Annotated in this window: 11 protein-coding genes; 3 read left to right on the top strand and 8 right to left on the bottom strand. The window is 34.8% G+C overall.

Going from position 1 to position 17,961, the window contains the following annotated elements:
- The first annotated feature begins 21 nt into the window (after positions 1–21).
- Positions 22–1,023 (top strand): metal-dependent hydrolase, encoded by a 1,002-nt coding sequence (locus ACJJVP_RS03360; protein ID WP_405410727.1) that lies wholly within the window; start codon positions 22–24, stop codon positions 1,021–1,023.
- Between the two features lie 4 nt (positions 1,024–1,027).
- Here the strand turns inward: ACJJVP_RS03360 and ACJJVP_RS03355 are convergent, their stop codons facing one another.
- Together ACJJVP_RS03355 and ACJJVP_RS03350 are read right to left on the bottom strand one after the other, a co-directional pair.
- Positions 1,028–3,349 carry a BamA/TamA family outer membrane protein gene (locus tag ACJJVP_RS03355; RefSeq protein ID WP_405410725.1) on the bottom strand — a complete coding sequence of 774 codons (2,322 nt, stop codon included), beginning with the start codon at positions 3,347–3,349 and terminating at the stop codon, positions 1,028–1,030.
- On the bottom strand, positions 3,339–8,333 hold the full coding sequence (locus ACJJVP_RS03350; RefSeq protein ID WP_405410723.1) for a translocation/assembly module TamB domain-containing protein: 4,995 nt from the start codon (positions 8,331–8,333) through the stop codon (positions 3,339–3,341). Before ACJJVP_RS03350 ends, ACJJVP_RS03355 begins: the two co-directional genes overlap by 11 nt.
- A 422-nt stretch (positions 8,334–8,755) precedes the next feature.
- Here ACJJVP_RS03350 and ACJJVP_RS03345 point away from each other — a divergent pair, with 422 nt between their 5' ends.
- Positions 8,756–8,884 carry a hypothetical protein gene (locus tag ACJJVP_RS03345; protein WP_299797603.1) on the top strand — a complete coding sequence of 43 codons (129 nt, stop codon included), beginning with the start codon at positions 8,756–8,758 and terminating at the stop codon, positions 8,882–8,884.
- Between the two features lie 57 nt (positions 8,885–8,941).
- Here the strand turns inward: ACJJVP_RS03345 and ACJJVP_RS03340 are convergent, their stop codons facing one another.
- From ACJJVP_RS03340 to ACJJVP_RS03330, 3 genes are all read right to left on the bottom strand, one after another.
- Positions 8,942–10,045, bottom strand: a complete 1,104-nt coding sequence (locus ACJJVP_RS03340; protein WP_405410721.1) for a DUF4407 domain-containing protein — start codon at positions 10,043–10,045, stop codon at positions 8,942–8,944.
- 137 nt (positions 10,046–10,182) lie between these two features.
- Positions 10,183–13,275: a M56 family metallopeptidase gene (locus tag ACJJVP_RS03335; RefSeq protein ID WP_405410719.1), complete on the bottom strand. Its 3,093-nt coding sequence runs from the start codon at positions 13,273–13,275 to the stop codon at positions 10,183–10,185.
- A 2-nt stretch (positions 13,276–13,277) separates the two neighbouring features.
- Positions 13,278–13,643: a BlaI/MecI/CopY family transcriptional regulator gene (locus tag ACJJVP_RS03330; protein ID WP_405410717.1), complete on the bottom strand. Its 366-nt coding sequence runs from the start codon at positions 13,641–13,643 to the stop codon at positions 13,278–13,280.
- Positions 13,644–13,865: 222 nt separating this feature from the next.
- Between ACJJVP_RS03330 and ACJJVP_RS03325 the strand changes: the two genes are divergently transcribed.
- Positions 13,866–14,444, top strand: a complete 579-nt coding sequence (locus ACJJVP_RS03325; RefSeq protein ID WP_405410716.1) for a PhnA domain-containing protein — start codon at positions 13,866–13,868, stop codon at positions 14,442–14,444.
- A gap of 10 nt (positions 14,445–14,454) precedes the next feature.
- Here the strand turns inward: ACJJVP_RS03325 and ACJJVP_RS03320 are convergent, their stop codons facing one another.
- The 3 genes from ACJJVP_RS03320 to ACJJVP_RS03310 all read right to left on the bottom strand — a co-directional run bounded on the left by ACJJVP_RS03320 (position 14,455) and on the right by ACJJVP_RS03310 (position 17,839).
- Positions 14,455–15,147 carry a toxin-antitoxin system YwqK family antitoxin gene (locus ACJJVP_RS03320; RefSeq protein WP_405410714.1) on the bottom strand — a complete coding sequence of 231 codons (693 nt, stop codon included), beginning with the start codon at positions 15,145–15,147 and terminating at the stop codon, positions 14,455–14,457.
- A 121-nt stretch (positions 15,148–15,268) separates the two neighbouring features.
- The gene (locus ACJJVP_RS03315; RefSeq protein ID WP_405410712.1) at positions 15,269–16,183 is read right to left on the bottom strand and encodes a YHYH protein; all 915 of its coding nucleotides are present in this window, start codon (positions 16,181–16,183) and stop codon (positions 15,269–15,271) included.
- Positions 16,184–16,447: 264 nt separating this feature from the next.
- On the bottom strand, positions 16,448–17,839 hold the full coding sequence (locus ACJJVP_RS03310; protein WP_405410710.1) for a dipeptidase: 1,392 nt from the start codon (positions 17,837–17,839) through the stop codon (positions 16,448–16,450).
- Positions 17,840–17,961 lie beyond the last annotated feature (122 nt).

The following is a 17,961-nucleotide window of genomic DNA, read 5'->3' as shown; positions in this document are numbered from 1 at the left end:
TTGGGGGCTAGGGGGCATCATATGGATTCATTAACACAAATTGTACTTGGCGCAGCAGTGGGTGAGGCGGTTCTTGGTAAGAAAGTGGGCAATAAGGCTATGCTTTATGGTGCTATTGCTGGCACAATACCCGATTTAGATGTCATAACTCGTTATTTTCTAGATACTGTTACTGCTACCGAATGGCATAGGGGAGTTAGTCATTCTATTTTCTTTTCAGTAGTATTTGCACCCATTTTTGGTTGGCTGGTCTGGAAAATAAACAAGAAAGAATCTGCTACTTGGAAAGAATGGTCTTGGTTAATGTTCTGGGGGCTCTTTACGCATCCGTTATTAGATGCATTTACTACTTGGGGAACACAATTATTTTGGCCATTTAAAACAAGATTAGCTTTTCAGAGTGTTTTTGTGATAGACCCGTTGTATACTGTTCCGTTTATTATTTTCTTGATATTAGCTATGTTTCAAAAGCGTACTTCTTTGAAACGTAAAAAATATGTGAAACTCGGACTAGTCATTAGTACATCCTATTTAGTATTAACATTGGTCTTAAAAGGTATCGCTTTTCAGAAATTTGAAAATGCGCTTGGGGAACAAGGTATTTCTTATAACGAAATGAATACCCGCCCTGCACCATTGAATACGGTATTGTGGATGGCAAATATAGCTACTGAAGATGCTTATTTAATGGGGGATTATTCTTTTTTTGATACGCAGCCTATCTCGTTTACATCGTATCCTAAAAATCATGAATTACTGGGTAAATGGTCTAGTAACGATAAAATAGAGCGACTTATAAAAATAACCGAAGGCTGGTATACGATTACCGAAAATGATGGGCAGCTGTATTTTAACGACCTAAGATTCGGACTCATTAGTTTAGACGATAATGAAAATCAATTTGCATTCAGTTATAAACTAGTACCTAATGGAGATGATTTAATTGTGGAAGAAAGACCGAAGTTCAAAAGAGACGCCAAACGTTTAATGGCTGCGCTGTGGCAACGTATGTGGGGCAATTAGTTTCTTAAAATGGATAGCCTATCGCGAAGTTCAAGGTCATGTTGTTATCTGCATTTCCAAAGAAGGGCACATTCCACCGGTTATTTTCTTCTAGATAAGGTATACGCAACGGTGATGCTAAATCTAATCGTATTACAAAACTTTGAATATCTAAACGAACACCAAAACCTACACCTGCCGCTACTTCGCTTAACCAGTCTTTTTCAAATTTACCATCAGTAAAAAGTGAGACAGATGAAGTGCTTGTAGACTCATCTTCTATTAGACTAGAATAATCGCCCGTTAGCCATACATTACCAGCATCCACAAAAAACGCACCTTTTAAATAGGAGAAAAGTGGAAAACGATACTCTACATTGGCTTCTAGTTTTAAATTACCAGATTGGTCGTAATAATCGGTAGTATCATCATCGGTGTCCGGTAAAAAATTACCGGGACCTATGGATCTGATGTCAAAAGCCCTCACGCTATATGGACCGCCAGAGTAAAATTGTTTAACGAAAGGTAAAGTTGTGCTATTTCCATACGGTACACCCCAGCCTGCATATAAACGAGATACTAATGTACGTTCTTTTTGCCAGCGTAAATAGAGTCGTAGATCAGCATCCACTTTTGCATATTGTGCATATTCTGATCCAAAGATTGTACTTGAGCCTCCGCTAAACAAACTCAATGCATTTCCTGCCAAATCAAAATTCGTAGAAAAGTAAATTGGTTTTTCTTTGCTAAGATTAGATACTTCGTCATACGTAAAACTATACAGTAAGCCAGCTATAAAACGCTGTTCAAAACTTTGACTTAAATATTCGTTATCATCTAGAATAGCCTGAAACTCATCGGTTACATTAGATAGTCTAGAATAGTTGATGCTGATAGGGTCTAAGGTGTGATATACGTACTGATTTTCTTTCCATGTATACCCAAAACTACTGTTTACAGAACTTAGGGTGAATAAATCGCTACGCTGCAGAAAATCAATACCTAAAGATATTTTAGTTTTGGGCACCGCATATTTAAATCTACTAGGTGAAAATGGTATTGATCTTGGTATGATCAAATCGGCACTTAAACCACCGGCAATACTGCTAAGGTTAGAATCGCTGTTAGACAATTGTAACTCATAAGAAAAATCTGCCGAAACACTAAAAGTTTCACCACCATTAAAAACATTTCTGTTGGTATGGCTCAATAAGATTCCCGGACCCGTGTAACCGTTAGATCTAGAAACCGCCTGTAGTTCTGCCCTAATGGATCGTTTTGTTAATGGGGCTAAATAGATATCTGCTGCTAAGGTTCCGCCATTACCGTCGGTTGCAGTAGTGTCCAATTCGGTGTATTGTATGTTTACGTACTTGTAGCTGCCCAATGCAGATAATCTGCTGCTTGTTTGTTTAGACGTGTTCGCATCGTATAGGTCACCTTCATTAAAAAGCAAGTATGACTCTAAGAGCTCAGGTTTGAAATATAATTCGTTCTGTATAAAATCTATACTATCTACTTGGGTGACGTTTTCTTTGGTGAATGGCAACGTATCTCCTTCTATTGAGTAGTTAGGATAAACGGTAATAGAGTCTATTTTATAGGGGATAGAAGCACGACTAGGAACATCTTTTTTGAGTCTTAAAAACAAATCAAATTTTCGGTTTTTGTATTGATTGGTGTCCGCTTCAAAAATTAAAAGATCTTCTTGACTATTGTAAAACCCCTTTTGCTTTAAAGCATTATTCAAACGTGCTCTTTCGGCTTTTAATAGATCTAAATCAAAACGATCTCCTTTCTTTAAAGCGGTTTCAGGTAGCATTTTTTCTATTTCCTTATACATGGGTAAGGTATCAGATTCTAGATTGTAATTCTCTAATACGTAAGGAGCAGGTAACTTGGCGGAATAATTGACCGAGGCAAATTTTTCATCTATGACCGTTTCAGATTCAGACTGACTGTAGAAAAATCCGTTATTATCCAATCTGTTCAGTATCAATTCTTCTACACGTTCAGGGTTTACATCTGAAAAATAAACGGGTTCTTCTCCAAAAGATTTGTTTAGAAATTTATATAAGAATCCTGGTTTTTCTCGCTGCGCCTTATAATGAAAAAATAAGGCAGGTTTCATTCCTAATAATTTGGTGTTAGGGTTTGGCTCAATAAGGTTGATCAATTCTGATTTTACTTCTTTACCATCTTGGAATTCACTTTCAGAATTTATGTCAAGAGTAGCTCCAGTATACAATTGTTCTCCTTCAGGTATATATTTTTCTATACCACATGAATAGGAAAACAATAGTGCTAAGCATAGTAAAGTACGATATGTGAATTTTTTATTTTTCAATTGTATCTTCTTTCTTATCGTTCTTTTTTGAAGATTTTTTCTCTGAATCTTCCTTTTTTATCGGACTAAATAATTGACTGAACTTATTGAACTCGCGATTAAAGATAAACGCGACTCCGGTAATTATCAATTGACCATCAATGATATTTTGATACTCTTGTTTTCTGTATCCTTTAAGTCGGTATGTGCCTTCTTCGCTCAAAAGGTATTCTAACGTTACATTGCCTATTAAAGGGGTTTCGGTATCACTAGAATAGGCGCTACCTTCAACATCTACAGCACTACCAGCGGTAACAATTAGCCTGTCATTAAATAGTTTTTTACTTGCGCTTATATTTAACTGTGTTCTACTTTCAGCAGTACCACTTTCATAATCTTCAAAACTATCTAAATCAAAACCTAGCTCAAAACCGGTATTACCCAATAGTTTGTTTGAAATAGAGGAGAGTTCATTTGAAAGGACCTTGTTGACATTGTTTTTGGCAATTGAAATAGCACCGCCGCTACTACCATCACTACCCGTGGTTGGGTAAAAACGATTTAATGCCAATAATGAAAAAACTTGCTTATTCAACTCAGACTCCTGTTCGTTAAGTTGTTGTACACGACTATAAACTGCACCACCAAAACTACCTTGTTCACTTTCAGGCATATCTAAAGCAAATGATAATTCTGGTTGAGTTAACTGTCCGTCGATATTTAGGTAAACCAAAAAGTCTGTTGCTTGCTGGTAAGTACCAGATACACTACTGTCTGTTCCGTAACTTATAGATGACATTAGCGAAGATGCCGAAGTTTCAATTTCGTAAATAGCGGTAACATCCATTTTGGCATCATAAGGGTCTCCGCTCCAAACAATACTACTTCCTTCCTGTAGTTTAAACTCGCGACTAACTAAATTGTATAAGCTTGTTCTGTAAAAACCGGAGTTTAATTCTAGCCTGCCCGATAAACGTATATCTTGGTTGGGGTCAATATTAAGATTTAGTGTTGCACTGCCAGATGCCTGTAGTTTGTCATCTGTTTTCTCATCAAGAACAACAGTAAACTTAGCTTCATTTGCTACTTCTAAAATTGTATTGATATCCATGCCTGCAAAAAAGGCATCTGATTTTTCGCCGTCGTTCCGCGTAAGTATCGCGTCTGGATTTTCTCTGTTTACAAAAATGACCACGCCATCTCGTTCTTGAATATCTAACTGGTCTTGCGGCACTACATAGGTGATGTCCGTTACATCACGTACACGTAATTTTCCATCTATAACAGGTAGTTCTAAATTTCCTTTTACGGTTAAATCTACCAAAATACTTGCAATACCATAAACAAGTTCGTCATCACCTTTTTTAGAATCCAATACCCTAAATTGGTCAGTTTTAACCGAAAGATCAAAATCAGGATTTGCAAAACTCTTAGTAGTTATAGTACCATCTACGGTTAATATTCCTTGATTAATATCATTAATGGCAAAGGAGTTGAATGTAATTTCATCTTGATCAATATCAATATATTCGTCATTAATGGCAAAAGAAGATTTGTACGCTGCTAAGGTTAAACTAAAATCATTGAAATTAATTCTGCCAGAATATTTTGGTTCGGCAAGTGAGCCATTTACAAGAAGACTACCATCTAAATACCCCTTACCATCCGTTAATTGATTATTTGATAAGCCTTGAATAATAGTAGCTTCTAATTTTTGAATATCGAGCTCCATGTTCAAGTCTGCTGTATTTTCTTTTGCGGTATAGTCTCCGGTCAATGTTAGATTGGCTCCACCATCTTTTAATGCCAAATCAAAATCATATTCAGATAATGATTTAGAAGACGCATCTAACGTTAATGTTCCTAACGGGTTCTCCATTACCTGAAAATCCTTAATATCAATATCTGCTACTAAACCAGAAGCGCCATACGGATTAAGAATTACGAAATCCCCGGCGACCTTACCTTTTGCTAAAGCTTCATCAGGATTAAAAAAGCTTAGGAATGTTTGAAGTTGAAAATTCTCGAATAAAATGCCAATATGTTCGGTACTCATTTTTGGAAACTTATTTGAAATTTCCATCCTCTGAGAATTTCTACTCAAGATTACGTTGTCAAAGTCTGAATAAGATTGCGCTATGACTATGTTGTTGTCTTCAGGTATTTCCCATTGCTTTTTATTTAAGATTAAATCATTTGGGCTAATGTGAAGTTTTAAAGTGTCTTTTTGAAATGCCAAACCAGATGAAATATGCATTACTTGTACAGAGTCATTTTTTGATGTAAAGTCAAGTAACAGTTCTTTGTTTTTAAGGCTGCCTTCCAAATAAGTTTGTTTTAGATGGATGGGTTCATAGATTAAATCTGCCAAACCAGCAGAGAATTTAAGGTCTACAGAATCTCCCTTTACAAAAGCATTTAAACTGTCAACAGAGCTACCTGCATATGCAATGTGCGGTACTTTTATTTCCGCGGATATCTTTCGCTTTTTAGAATTGAAACTAGCATCTATATTTACGGAGTCTAAGTCTTCAACTCCATTAAAAAACACCTTCGATAAAACGGGAGTAGGTATAATGGCAAGTGACAGGTTTGCATCGATATCGTCCTCAGCTTCAAAAGTAGTCTCATCAGTAGAGAAATACTGCTCTATTTGCTTTTTAAGTGCAGTAGTAATACGATTTGGTGATGCATTTGATGCTAATTGTCCATTTAAGAAATTACTTTTGACCGATACATCTGTAATAGAATCTTCAATATGAGCTTTTAAGGCGATAGTAGCTACTTGATATTGCTCATTGTCGGCAATGGTAACACCGTTTTCTATAGTTGTGTTTATTGTAAAATTGGATGGTGTGCCGGTATAATTTCCGTTAATATTTGCCGCTATTTTTATATTGTTTTTTGTGAGACCTAGTTGTTGTAAATCTGCGCCAATAATATTTGAAGTAAAAATAATATCATTTTCTTGAGATGAGAGTGCCATAGTTGAATTGACCTTCATGTTCAAGTTTGGGTCATCTATATTAGCGGTTACAGTACCGTTACCATTTTTTAGATTCCCGGTAATTTCTATGTCATTATAATCGTATCCGTCATATTGAAATTGTGTAATAGTGCCATCAATAGTACTGTCAAAATCATTAAGTTGAGAACCCGCACCTGTACCTTCAATTTTAAGTGATAATTTACCTAATTGGTCGTTTTGTAATAGCTTTCCTAATTGTAGACTATCAACAGAAATTTGACCATTGAACTTCATGATGTCATCAAAATCAACAAGTGCATTTACATTGGCGTTTCCTTCGGGTATTTTGATGTGTAAATCAGGATTTACCCAAGTGGTTCCACCAGATAGACTTCCTTCTGCGAGGATAGATTCTGGAATAGCTATCCCTAATTCTTTGGACGATATTATTTTATTGATTGCGAATTTAGTACTTGTAAAGCTAATATCGTTCAAGTTGTACCTAAGTGAATCTATATCAGTGAGATTGCTGATGCTACCTTCTGCAGTTAGTTTAGTATCTTTTCCCCATAATAGTTCTGTATTAAAATCATTCACTTTTTCAAGACTACCTACGGCTTTTAGATTACCAGTAATAGGTTGTGCGGACAAGGAATCTAAGTATTGATTTTGGGCTAGTTCCGGTTGTAGTTGAAGTACATCGTCAAGCTCTAAATTAAGAGCTGAAATAGTAGCGGACAAGGTACTTTTCTCAGGATTTTTCAATGCGCCTTTTAAGGAACTAAACTGTACATTAAAATCTGCCTTTACTGAACTCTGATTCATTTGAAAAACGACATCTGAAAGTGATGCTTCGGTATTGGTCAGACCTGCATTAAATACCAATTGATTTAATTCGATGCCACTAGATTCTGAAAAAGAAAATTTAGAAACGTTCAGATTAAATTTCTCGGGTTGGTATTTTAAATCTTCAGCTAGCAGTCGTAGCTTTTCAATTTTAAAAGCATTTGGGTTAAAGCTTTCGGTGTTATGTTGGTTACCATTTAATGAATAGCTAAATGTATTTTTTGCAATATCAATATCTTTGGCTACAATGATAAATTCTGGCCATTCAAATTCAGCTGTATTAGTGGTAGTAATTTCAGTTTCTTCACTACTTATTTGAAGGTCTATTTGGGAATTTTGAAAAACAAAGTCATCTGTCTCGTATCTATTCTTAGAAACATCTGCGAGTATATCTGTGAGTTCAATAGTGCCTAATTTTAATTTAGTTAGTAAACCATCAGGCTGGTTATTGTAGTTAACAAGTACATTTTCTACTTTAAAATCTTCTAATTGTATGAATGGTAGCGTAGTACTGGTAGTGTCTTCAGTAACAGGGAATGGGTGTGTTTGATTATAGGTGAATTGGGTGTTGGTTAGATTTAAATCATCTAAAGAAAACTTCATTTTTTCTAAATCAAACTCAGAAACGTCTATATCTAAGTTGCCAAGTATTAGGTTGATGTCCGTTCCTAAATAGGCATCGTTGTAATTCAATTTCCAATCAGTTGAATCTAAACTTCCTATAGAAATCTCCATAGGTTCAGAAGTAGCTGCTGTGGTATCTGTAGGCGTTGTTAATACATCGATAAGAAAAGTGAAATTAAATTCATCAGGATTATCTTCTCGACTAATATTCGCAACCACACCATTAGAAATGACTCCATCTATAGCTAATGAATTTTTAAAAACAATAGGGTAAATAGGAATATCTGCTTGAAGCGATTTTGAATAGAATAAAGTATCACCTTTTTTATCCTCCAGAAATATATTCTCCACTTGAATGTCTCCTGAGAAAGTAAGATACAATTTGCCGACTTCTACTTTAGTATTTGTTTTTTCTGATATATAATTAGTGACTTTAGAAACAATGAAGTTTTGCGTCCAAGGAGTTCTAATGACCAACACCAAAATAAAAAATAGCAATAACACCCCTAGAATAACTTTTCCGAAGCGTATTAAATACTTTTTAATTTTCTGATTTTTTTCGACCATATGGTGAACACTATAGGATTGAATACTAACATTCAATTTTCAACAGTGACGTTACCATCCCAGTTGCGCCATAAAACCTGTAGCAATTATAATTAGTAAAACTATTATGATCATTAGGTTGTAAAACCTTCTTTTCTTTTTCTTGGTTTCTTTAAGTGATGCCATAAAAACGCAAAGTTAAACCTACCAATATATAAATTTAGCTTATTTGCTACGAAGATTGTCGGTAAACAACATAATCTGTGTATGTGTTTGGTTCTAAATCTAAAATTTAAAATAAAAAAACAGCTCGTCTATATATTTTGTCATTCGGTCTATACTTATCCTCTCTTAGTCAATTGAGCCAGATTACAACGACCATAACCTTATACCTTTGAAGTGTAATTAAAGATTAGCAAGTAATATCATTAACTCTGAATCCTATGAAAACTGTTAAAAATTCAAATAGATGTTTAGGTTATTTTGAATCAGCGAACCAAGATGAAATTTTTGAAATAGACAATTTTAATATTACAAATTCAGAATTGATACTAGAAGCTATGGCAAAATAATAGTTGTTCAGGTAGTTCCCCAAATCACCAAAAAGCCAATAGAAATATTGGCTTTTTTTATTTTAAACCTTTGGTCTGAATTTTATGAAAACTATCGGCTTGTAGGCGAAGTAGTTCTTCTGCTTTTTTCTTTTTATAGCCGTACAATTCCTCTTCTCCCTTCAAATCTTCATATATTTTCTGATTAATTTCTCCGTCAGTTGAAGCTATAAGTTGACGTTGCACCAATTTTTGCTCTACCCAAGTAGAAAGTACACTTTCTTCCTCTTCTAATTTAATATCATATTCCCCTTTAGGAGCAAGTAGCTTAGCTATAATTGGTGAAGTCTCAATAGCCAAAAACAAAAGAAATATAAAAAATGATGGTAGCCATGGCAATTCGTCTAAAGCCGTAATTCTAGCCATTAATCCGTCGAAACCATCTATAATGGGTTGCGAATTTTTAACTACTTCTGCATATTCTGTATCTAATGCTGCTATTTGAGATTCTATCGCCGATACTTTTTCATTATTAATAGTTTTAAGCGCCTGTAATTCTGCAAGAGCTGCATCATGCTTATCTCGTTTTTCAGCATAAACGGGACCTTTGCCTAGCAGTTTGGTTCCGGCAGTACCTTCGGCTTCATTAATATAAATATCATATAGTGCATCTGTCTCTGTTTCCTTTATTGAAACTTCACTTTTTAATCCAGCAATAGCTTGATTTAATTCGTCAATTTTAGGCGTGTATTGCAACGAGAGTTGGTCTTTATTGGCAAGTGTAAGTTCATTTTTTTGCTCTAACAATACTTGATTTATTTCTTTCTCGAAAATTTTCATTTCCAAGGGTTTTGAAATTACTATGGCAATTATGACTGCGAGAATGATACGTGGAGTAGCTTGTAAAAATTCTTGACCAAAATTGTTTCTCTTTTTAATAGTAGCAACTATAAAACGGTCTAAATTGAATATTAATAATCCCCAGATAAAGCCAAAAAATATAGCTGCATAAACATTGTCAAAAACAGTATATAGGGCATAACTACTGGCGATAAATGCCATGACCGCAGTAAAGAAAACTGTAGCGCCAATACCTGCATATTTGTTTTGTTCACCTTTAGAGCAGGTTTTTAAAAGATCGGCATCTGCCCCTGAGCAGAGAATAAAGAAGTTTTGTATCATGATTAATGATTTGTTTTTTGACCATCCATACGGCTGGCAAGTTGATGATGATGTATACTGGGTGAACGTAACTATTTCATTTTTGGTACGCAAAAAGCCCTCGAAAAGAGGGCTTTAACATATGTTTGACGTTGTGGTTATCTTATTGTTACAGGTTCTTTGGTAATTCTTACTTCTGCTTTGCCATTTTTCTCTCTAGATTCTATATTTAACTCTTTGTTTTTCTTTAGTAGGTCAATGGCTTTATCAGACGAAACCTTTTTGCCTTCATAGAAGAATGTTGCTCCTTTTTTTGCCATATCAATGGCATAATCTAATGGGGATGGTGGAGTAGGAGGTGAAGGGGCAACCAGACTTGATGGTTTATCTAATGTGTACCAGGTATGTTTTGTTGATGGGATACCGTTTATAACTTTAGTGTCAAGAGTTAAGTAGTCATATGGATCTTGATTTTTAATTATTTCTTTTAGTTGGTTACTAGCATAGTTAGTCGTGTTCAGTGTTTTTGGTGCATCGGGTGAGCGGGGCGGTGCAGGGAAATTTAATGATGATTCTATAAGTATTTCTGGTTCTTTTGGAGCTGGTGGAGGTGGAATGTTACTTTTTTCTCCTTTTGCCACTTTAGGTGCCATTGGAGCAGGTGGTGGTTCTGGAAAATCAGGGAATGGGGCTGCGGAGGTTTTTTGTTTAGCAGACATTAATCCGTAGAAATATGTTAGTTGATCAACATCAGATTTTAGGATGCGAATATTACCACCTTTAGATAGCATGGTGTTATAACTTTTTGCCAACTTATTGTAGGTGGATATTTGCTCTTTTGTAGCACCATCTTGATTTTGCTTAGGGAAATACTTGGGAAAGGGTTGAGCTTCCTCTCTTTGAGCTGGACTCAAATTTCTATAAAGAGACTCCAATATTTTGAAATCCTTAAGTGGAATTTCTCGCGTTGCAATGGGAATAGCGTTGTATTTTTTAGCAAGGTTATTATATGTGGAAAAAGCTCTCTTGTTGAGGTTAGCATTTATGTTGCCCGAAGTCGTATATATAGCAAACTGAGAACTGTCATAGCTTTCTAGTGGAGACATTGCTTTTATACTGTTTCTATTAATATAACTGTTTAATTTGTATGCAGGTAAATATTCTTTATCATTAATAGCTATAATATCGTTTGTAGAATTTAGTTTAATCCATGACGTAGCATCTACTAAATAATGTGTTTCATTAACCTTTACAATACAATTAGTATTACCATTTTTTGCATCCTCTAACTTTGAATTGAAAAAACGTTCGCTTTCAATTATAGATTTGTCTTTTAAAACAGATGCATAATCTAAGTTACCGTTCCTCGTAAAAAGTTTAGAGAACTCAGTTGTAGCTCCGTTATTTTTTTGAAGACCGAAGAAGAAAGAGCTAGTAATTTCACTTTGAAAATTTCCCCAATGCTCTTTCTGTAATAATGATTTATAGCCATCTTTTCTGACCGTTAGGTTAAAATTTATTTCACCTTGTGAGTCATTATTTAATTCAAACGAATAATAACCTTTAATGTCTGTTTTGGTGAGAACAGTTCCGTTATGGTCCTTAATTTCTGCATTTACTAAAGGTTCTAAAGTTTCAGAATCTACTACTAAACCAGCAAGTTTTATTACTCTGTTTGAGTTTTTGTTAGAAGTGTTGTTACTGCTCAATTTATTTGAAGAATCATCTTCTGGCATGGCATATCTATCAGAGAATATGGTGATACTTTTTGTATTTAATTTTCTTAATTCTACTGTTATAGCATCTGTAAAATTTGAATCGATATGCTTGGTGGTATAAACTTGCGCTGATAGTTTGTTGTTTTTAATCGCTAATGGAAATTCTGCCTTTACCTTTTCATTTAGTTTTGATAGAGGAACAAGTTGATCATTGAACCAAATTTCGTTTTCATCTTTAATTTCTATCCAGGCTATTTCTAGCAGTGGTTCATGATTGGCATCAGTTTTATGCTCATTGAAAACATTATTCCTTCTAATACGTTGTGCTTCATTTACTGTTTTTCCATGATATTCACTTGGTGTAAATGCATTTTCACCAAGAATATTCGTAGTTTTTTCACTATAATGTTCAATGTTAGAAATGCCAATAGCTCTTAGTTCTGTCTGAACTTGGTCAATTAATCCATACTGAGTTTCATCATAAAGAATATGAGCTGTTAGATAGTTTTTTATGATGTAAGGACCGAAATTTTGATTGGTTCTTAAAACTTCTGTCGAAAGGTTTTCTAATGCTATTTGCTTATTATTGATTAGTAAATCTCCAGTTTTTGTAATTTCTATATTAATGTCTTTAATGGTGTTTTGAGCTATTACATTTTTTTGACTAAAACCATAAAGCATTAAAGCCAATACCGGTAGTAACATTAGACTTCGGATTGCAATTCCTTTTTTTGATGTTTGTTTTTTCATGATGATGAATCGTTTTTTGATTGATGAATAATTTATGGCATTTGCAATACCAACTGATTGATGGATGTTAAAGCTGTCGTTTGATAAGTACGACAGTAATGTATTTTGATAGTTTAAGTGGTCTTCTTGACTATTTAGTACAGCACTATCTGCTAAGAATTCATGGTTTAGTTTTATTGTTTTTTTGTAAACGTAAATCAACGGATTAAACCATAATACCACTTGCAATACCTCCAGAAAAAGAACATCCAAACTATGCCTTTGTATAGCATGGGTTTCTTCATGTAGCAGGACAGAATTAGGTATGCTTTTGGTCTTAAGTTTTTGTTTGTTCAGAAATATGTACTTTAAAAAAGTGTGTGGCGGCAGTTGTTCTTTTAATAGGACTCTATAGATAGTACTATGTTTCGTTTTTGGATTGTTACGAATACGTTTCCATATTTTAAGTAGATTTAACATAAAGCGAAATGCGAATCCTGCAACACCTAATCCGTAGATAGTCCATAGTATTAAAGACCAATTCATGGGCGATTTTTCAATAGCCTGAATTACCGGTTGTATATTTTGGGGTTCATTTATGGATATAATTTGAGTGACTGCCGTGGTGGGTTCTACTTCAATATATTCTGTAAATACAATTTGTGGTATTATAAAAGAAGCGATAACTGCAGTTAATAGAAAGAATCTTTTAAATTGATGCATATTTTCATTCTCCAATAGGAGTTTATAGAAAAGCAAAAAGATGCCCATACATGCGGCGGATTTTAAAAGATAGATTTCCATAATTACTTCTTTTCTATTTCAACATCTATTAGTTTTTTAAGTTCTTCCAATTCTGCTTTGCTTAAATTGGTTTCTTGAGTAAAAAAAGATGCGAACTGACTGGCACTATCATTGAAAAAGTTTTTAATGAGTCCGTTAACGTGTTTAGAGAAGTAATCTTTCTTTTTTACCAGCGGATAGTATTCTCTACTTCTACCAAAGCTTTTATAATCAATAAACTTCTTGTCGGTCATTCTTTTCAATAAAGTGGCAACAGTTGTTGTGGCGGGTTTTGGCTCTGGATAAGCATCGAGCAAATCTTTCATGAACGCCTTTTTGTGCTTCCATAGAATATTCATTAATTCTTCTTCTGATTTGGATAACTGCATTTTCTATAAGTTTAGAGTATGTTCTACAAACATAGAACATATATTTTAATTCTACAAATGTAGAGTAAGTTTTGTTTTTTGCCTTAGGGATAGTAATGAAAAGCCCGCATTTGCTTTTTAGCAAAGCGTACTTGTAGTGTATAGCCCGACCCCAATTCTTTGGGGAAAGGTCCAATTGACCCACTTAAAAGATGTAAATTCGTATTATAAAAATAATGAATAATGAGTGTATTAGCAGATTTGGAAGCGCGTAGTGGCTCCACTTGCGAATTATGTACGGGAACCAATAATTTAGAGGTTTTTGAAGTAGAACCGGTTTCTATTAGCGGAGTCGATTCAAGTATTTTGGCATGTGAAATTTGCCGTACCCAAATAGATGATCCAGAACAAATGGATGCAAATCACTGGCGTTGTTTGAACGACAGTATGTGGAGTGAATATGACTCAGTAAAAGTTGTAGCTTGGAGAATGCTTTCTAGATTAAAATCTGAAGGCTGGCCTAAGGATTTGTTGGATATGATGTATTTGGAACCAGAGGTTTTAGATTGGGCAAAAGCTACTGGCGAAGGATTGGCAGAAAGCGAGAAAATTATACACAGAGATGTCAATGGTGTAATTCTTGAAAATGGCGATAGTGTGGTTTTGGTTAAAGACCTAAAAATAAAAGGTTCTAGCCAAGTAGCCAAGCAAGGTACCGCGGTTCGTAGAATTTCTTTAGATCGTGAAAATGCAGAATACATTGAAGGTAAGGTGGGACCAACCATGACGGTTATCATTACCAAATATGTAAAAAAGATTTAAGCCAAGAAGTTTATTTTTTTCTTACTTCGGCATAACCTAACATTTCTGGTTCTTCGTTTTTAACATTATAGCAAAGGGAAGCTCTGTTTAATCCATAGGTTTTACCATTTATAATTTCATTGTTAATCTGTAGTTTACCTGAGGTTCTCCATGCTTTTTGCTTTCCTTCTCGTTTTCCATTGATATAATTGAATACGTAGAAGGGAGAGCCATCTGCATACCACTTCTTCTGTGTACCTTCCATTTTACCATTATAGTACCAGTTGTCAGCTTTTAGATTACCGTTTTTCCAATATATATAGTGTCTACCTGTAACACGGTTGTGCTTGTATTGTTTGGTTTCAAAAAGTGCTCCTGTATCATAATAACTGCTATAAGAGCCATGACGTTTACCTTTATAAACAGAGGTGTAAGCTATCATGTTAACTTGTGCATGAGTCTTTTTTAAGATGCCAGAATATTTTTTGCCATTATAATAGAAAAGACCATTTTTAACAGCGTAATCAGGATCGGTGTTATCTATAGTATCGTTTGGTACACCTGAAAGGTCTATAGCTATAGCTACACTTTGTGTTTGTAATGCAAATTTGTCAATAGTTCTATTATCATTGTCTTTGGTAGATTGTTTACATGAGGTAAAACTGCAAAGCATACCTAAGGTTATAACAATACAAAAACGGTATTTAATTGTCAAAGTATTCATAGTTCACTTAGGTTCTTCTAAAACCAATAATGATGGTTTGTATCATACAATAAAAAATATGAAAAAGATAGCTGGGATTTTTTAATTATCACAGCTACCTTTTGTTTATTACGATGGTATTCTAATTACCTGACGAAGGTCCGGGAGTACCATGATAAGCACCTGCTTTCATTACGTACCAACCTGTGTTTAGATAATTTTCACTACTACAATGGTAATGATATATACCTTCAGTAAAATCTGCTGTTGCGGCAATGTGCCCTCCATTTTCATCCAAATCATCAGGGTAGGAACCATCTTCCTCTTGACGTCCATAAATTGGGAATCCATCTCTCAAAAATCCTATTAAATTAGAATCATTTACAGTAGGGTATGTACTACCATCGTCTTCGGCATAAATACTTAATTGCGCTGCTGTATGGTAATGATAATCTGAATTAGGACCTGGGTGTGCACCTGCTGAATCAAAAGTACTCATGGCAACAACACCAAGTACATCTCTACCTTCGGAATCATTATAAATAGGAACTCCGTTTAAAGCTAAACCTATTAACCCAAGATCGGTTTGTTCTTTGTTTTCGGCTTCTGAAGGATTAGTAGGGATTTCCATACTATAATCAAAAGCTATCATTTCCATATTCATGTTATTTTGATAGGTTATTAACGTATTACCTTCACTATCGGTACTTATTAATCTACTTAATTCTTCTGCATCATCGTCGTAGGCATCGGTATCATCAATAAGATAAGTGGGAAAAGATTCGTATAATTCATGCTCCATACCTTCAATATCCCAATATGGTGTTTTGTGATCGGGAAGACCTGTACTAGTTATAATAATAGTTTCGCCCTCAACGTTAACCGTTACATCATTTTCTGAGTCGAAAACATTCTGAACTACAGTGGAAATATCAACAGAACCATTTTCTGATGTGGTGGTTGTGGTGGTCGTTGTTGTAGTTTCGTCATCTGTACTATCAGAAGCACTACAGCTGATGAGATAAAACGGTAATAGAATTAAAAAATACTTTATCATTATTTTGATTTTAAATAAGTTAAGATCATTTATTTATTAAAAATAAGAAAGTTAGCAATTGTTATTTTAAGTATTCTGTGAATCGTGGCTATATTTAAGTGAAACTGTACTCTGAGTCTTTTTAATTTTATTTGTAGTTTGAGGTGTTGGTTTATTAAAAAATACAACCACTTGTTAAATACATAGAGAGAAGCGACTTTTAGCTTTGGTATACCAAAGCTAAAAGTCGCTTCTTTTTTCTGAAATACTGAAACTAATGGATGGCTACTTCTTGGTCATCTCAGTAAAATATTCATAGAAATAAGGAATGGTTTCAATTCCTTTAAAGTAGTTCCACACTCCAAAATGCTCGTTAGGGGAGTGTATGGCATCACTATCCAGCCCAAATCCCATTAATATAGTTTTACTCTGTAGTTCTTTTTCAAAAAGAGAAACTATAGGGATACTACCACCACTACGTTGCGGTATCGGTTTTTTACCGAATGTAGTTTCATATGCTTTTGAGGCAGCTTGGTATGCAGTAGTATCGATAGGGGTTACATAACCTTGTCCGCCATGGTGAGGTTTTACAACCACCTTCACTCCTTTTGGGGCAATAGCTTCGAAATGTGTTTTAAACAAGTCGGTAATTTCTTTCCAATCTTGATTAGGAACTAATCGCATAGATATTTTGGCGTATGCCTTACTTGCTATAACCGTTTTTGCACCCTCTCCAGTATATCCGCCCCAAATGCCATTAACATCTAATGTGGGTCTAATAGAATTACGTTCGTTGGTAGAATATCCTTTTTCTCCGTAAACAGATTCAATATCTAAAGCCTCTTGGTATTTTTCAATACTAAAAGGTGCTTTTGCCATTTCTGCACGTTCATCAGCAGAAAGTTCTTCTACTTTGTCATAAAAACCGGGAATGGTTATATGGTTGTTCTCATCGTGTAGACTAGCAATCATTTTGGTTAAAATATTGATAGGGTTGGCAACGGCACCGCCATATAATCCTGAATGTAAATCGCGATTAGGACCGGTAACCTCTACTTCAACATAACTAAGTCCGCGTAAACCTGTAGTTATAGACGGCACATCATTGGCAATCATACCTGTATCCGAAATTAAGATAACATCGTTAGCCAGTTTTTCTTTATTCTCGGCTACGTAAATGCTTAAGTTATTACTGCCAACTTCCTCTTCACCTTCAATCATGAATTTTACATTACATGGTAGCTGGTCGGTTTTCACCATAAGTTCCAATGCTTTTACATGCATATACATTTGCCCTTTATCGTCACACGCACCACGTGCAAAAATGGCTCCTTCTGGGTGTAAGTCCGTTTTTTTAATTACAGGCTCATAAGGAGGGGAAGTCCATAATTCCAATGGTTCTGCCGGTTGTACATCATAATGACCGTATACTAGAACCGTTGGTAGTTCTTTATTAATGATTTTTTCGCCATAAACTATAGGGTAACCGGCTGTTTCATGAATTTCAACAACATCACAACCTGCATCCTCTAATCTGGACTTTACCATTTCTGCAGCATTTAAAACATCTTGAGAAAAGGCAGGGTCTGCGCTAACAGACGGTATTTTAAGTAGTTCTATGATTTCATTTAAAAATCTGTCCTTATTTTCCGCTATATAATTCTTTACGTTTATCATGTGCTTTTTTATGTAACTTTCGATAAAAGTACAAAAAGCGTAATTTTTAAATAGCTAAAATTTAGAGAATTGATTTTTTGCATTATATTTGCACCCCGATAATCACATATCGTGATTTAGGA

Origin of the sequence: Maribacter sp. Asnod1-A12 (assembly GCF_045063735.1) — a bacterium.
Taxonomy (GTDB): Bacteria; Bacteroidota; Bacteroidia; order Flavobacteriales; family Flavobacteriaceae; genus Maribacter.
This window is presented reverse-complemented; position numbering and strand designations above follow the sequence as displayed.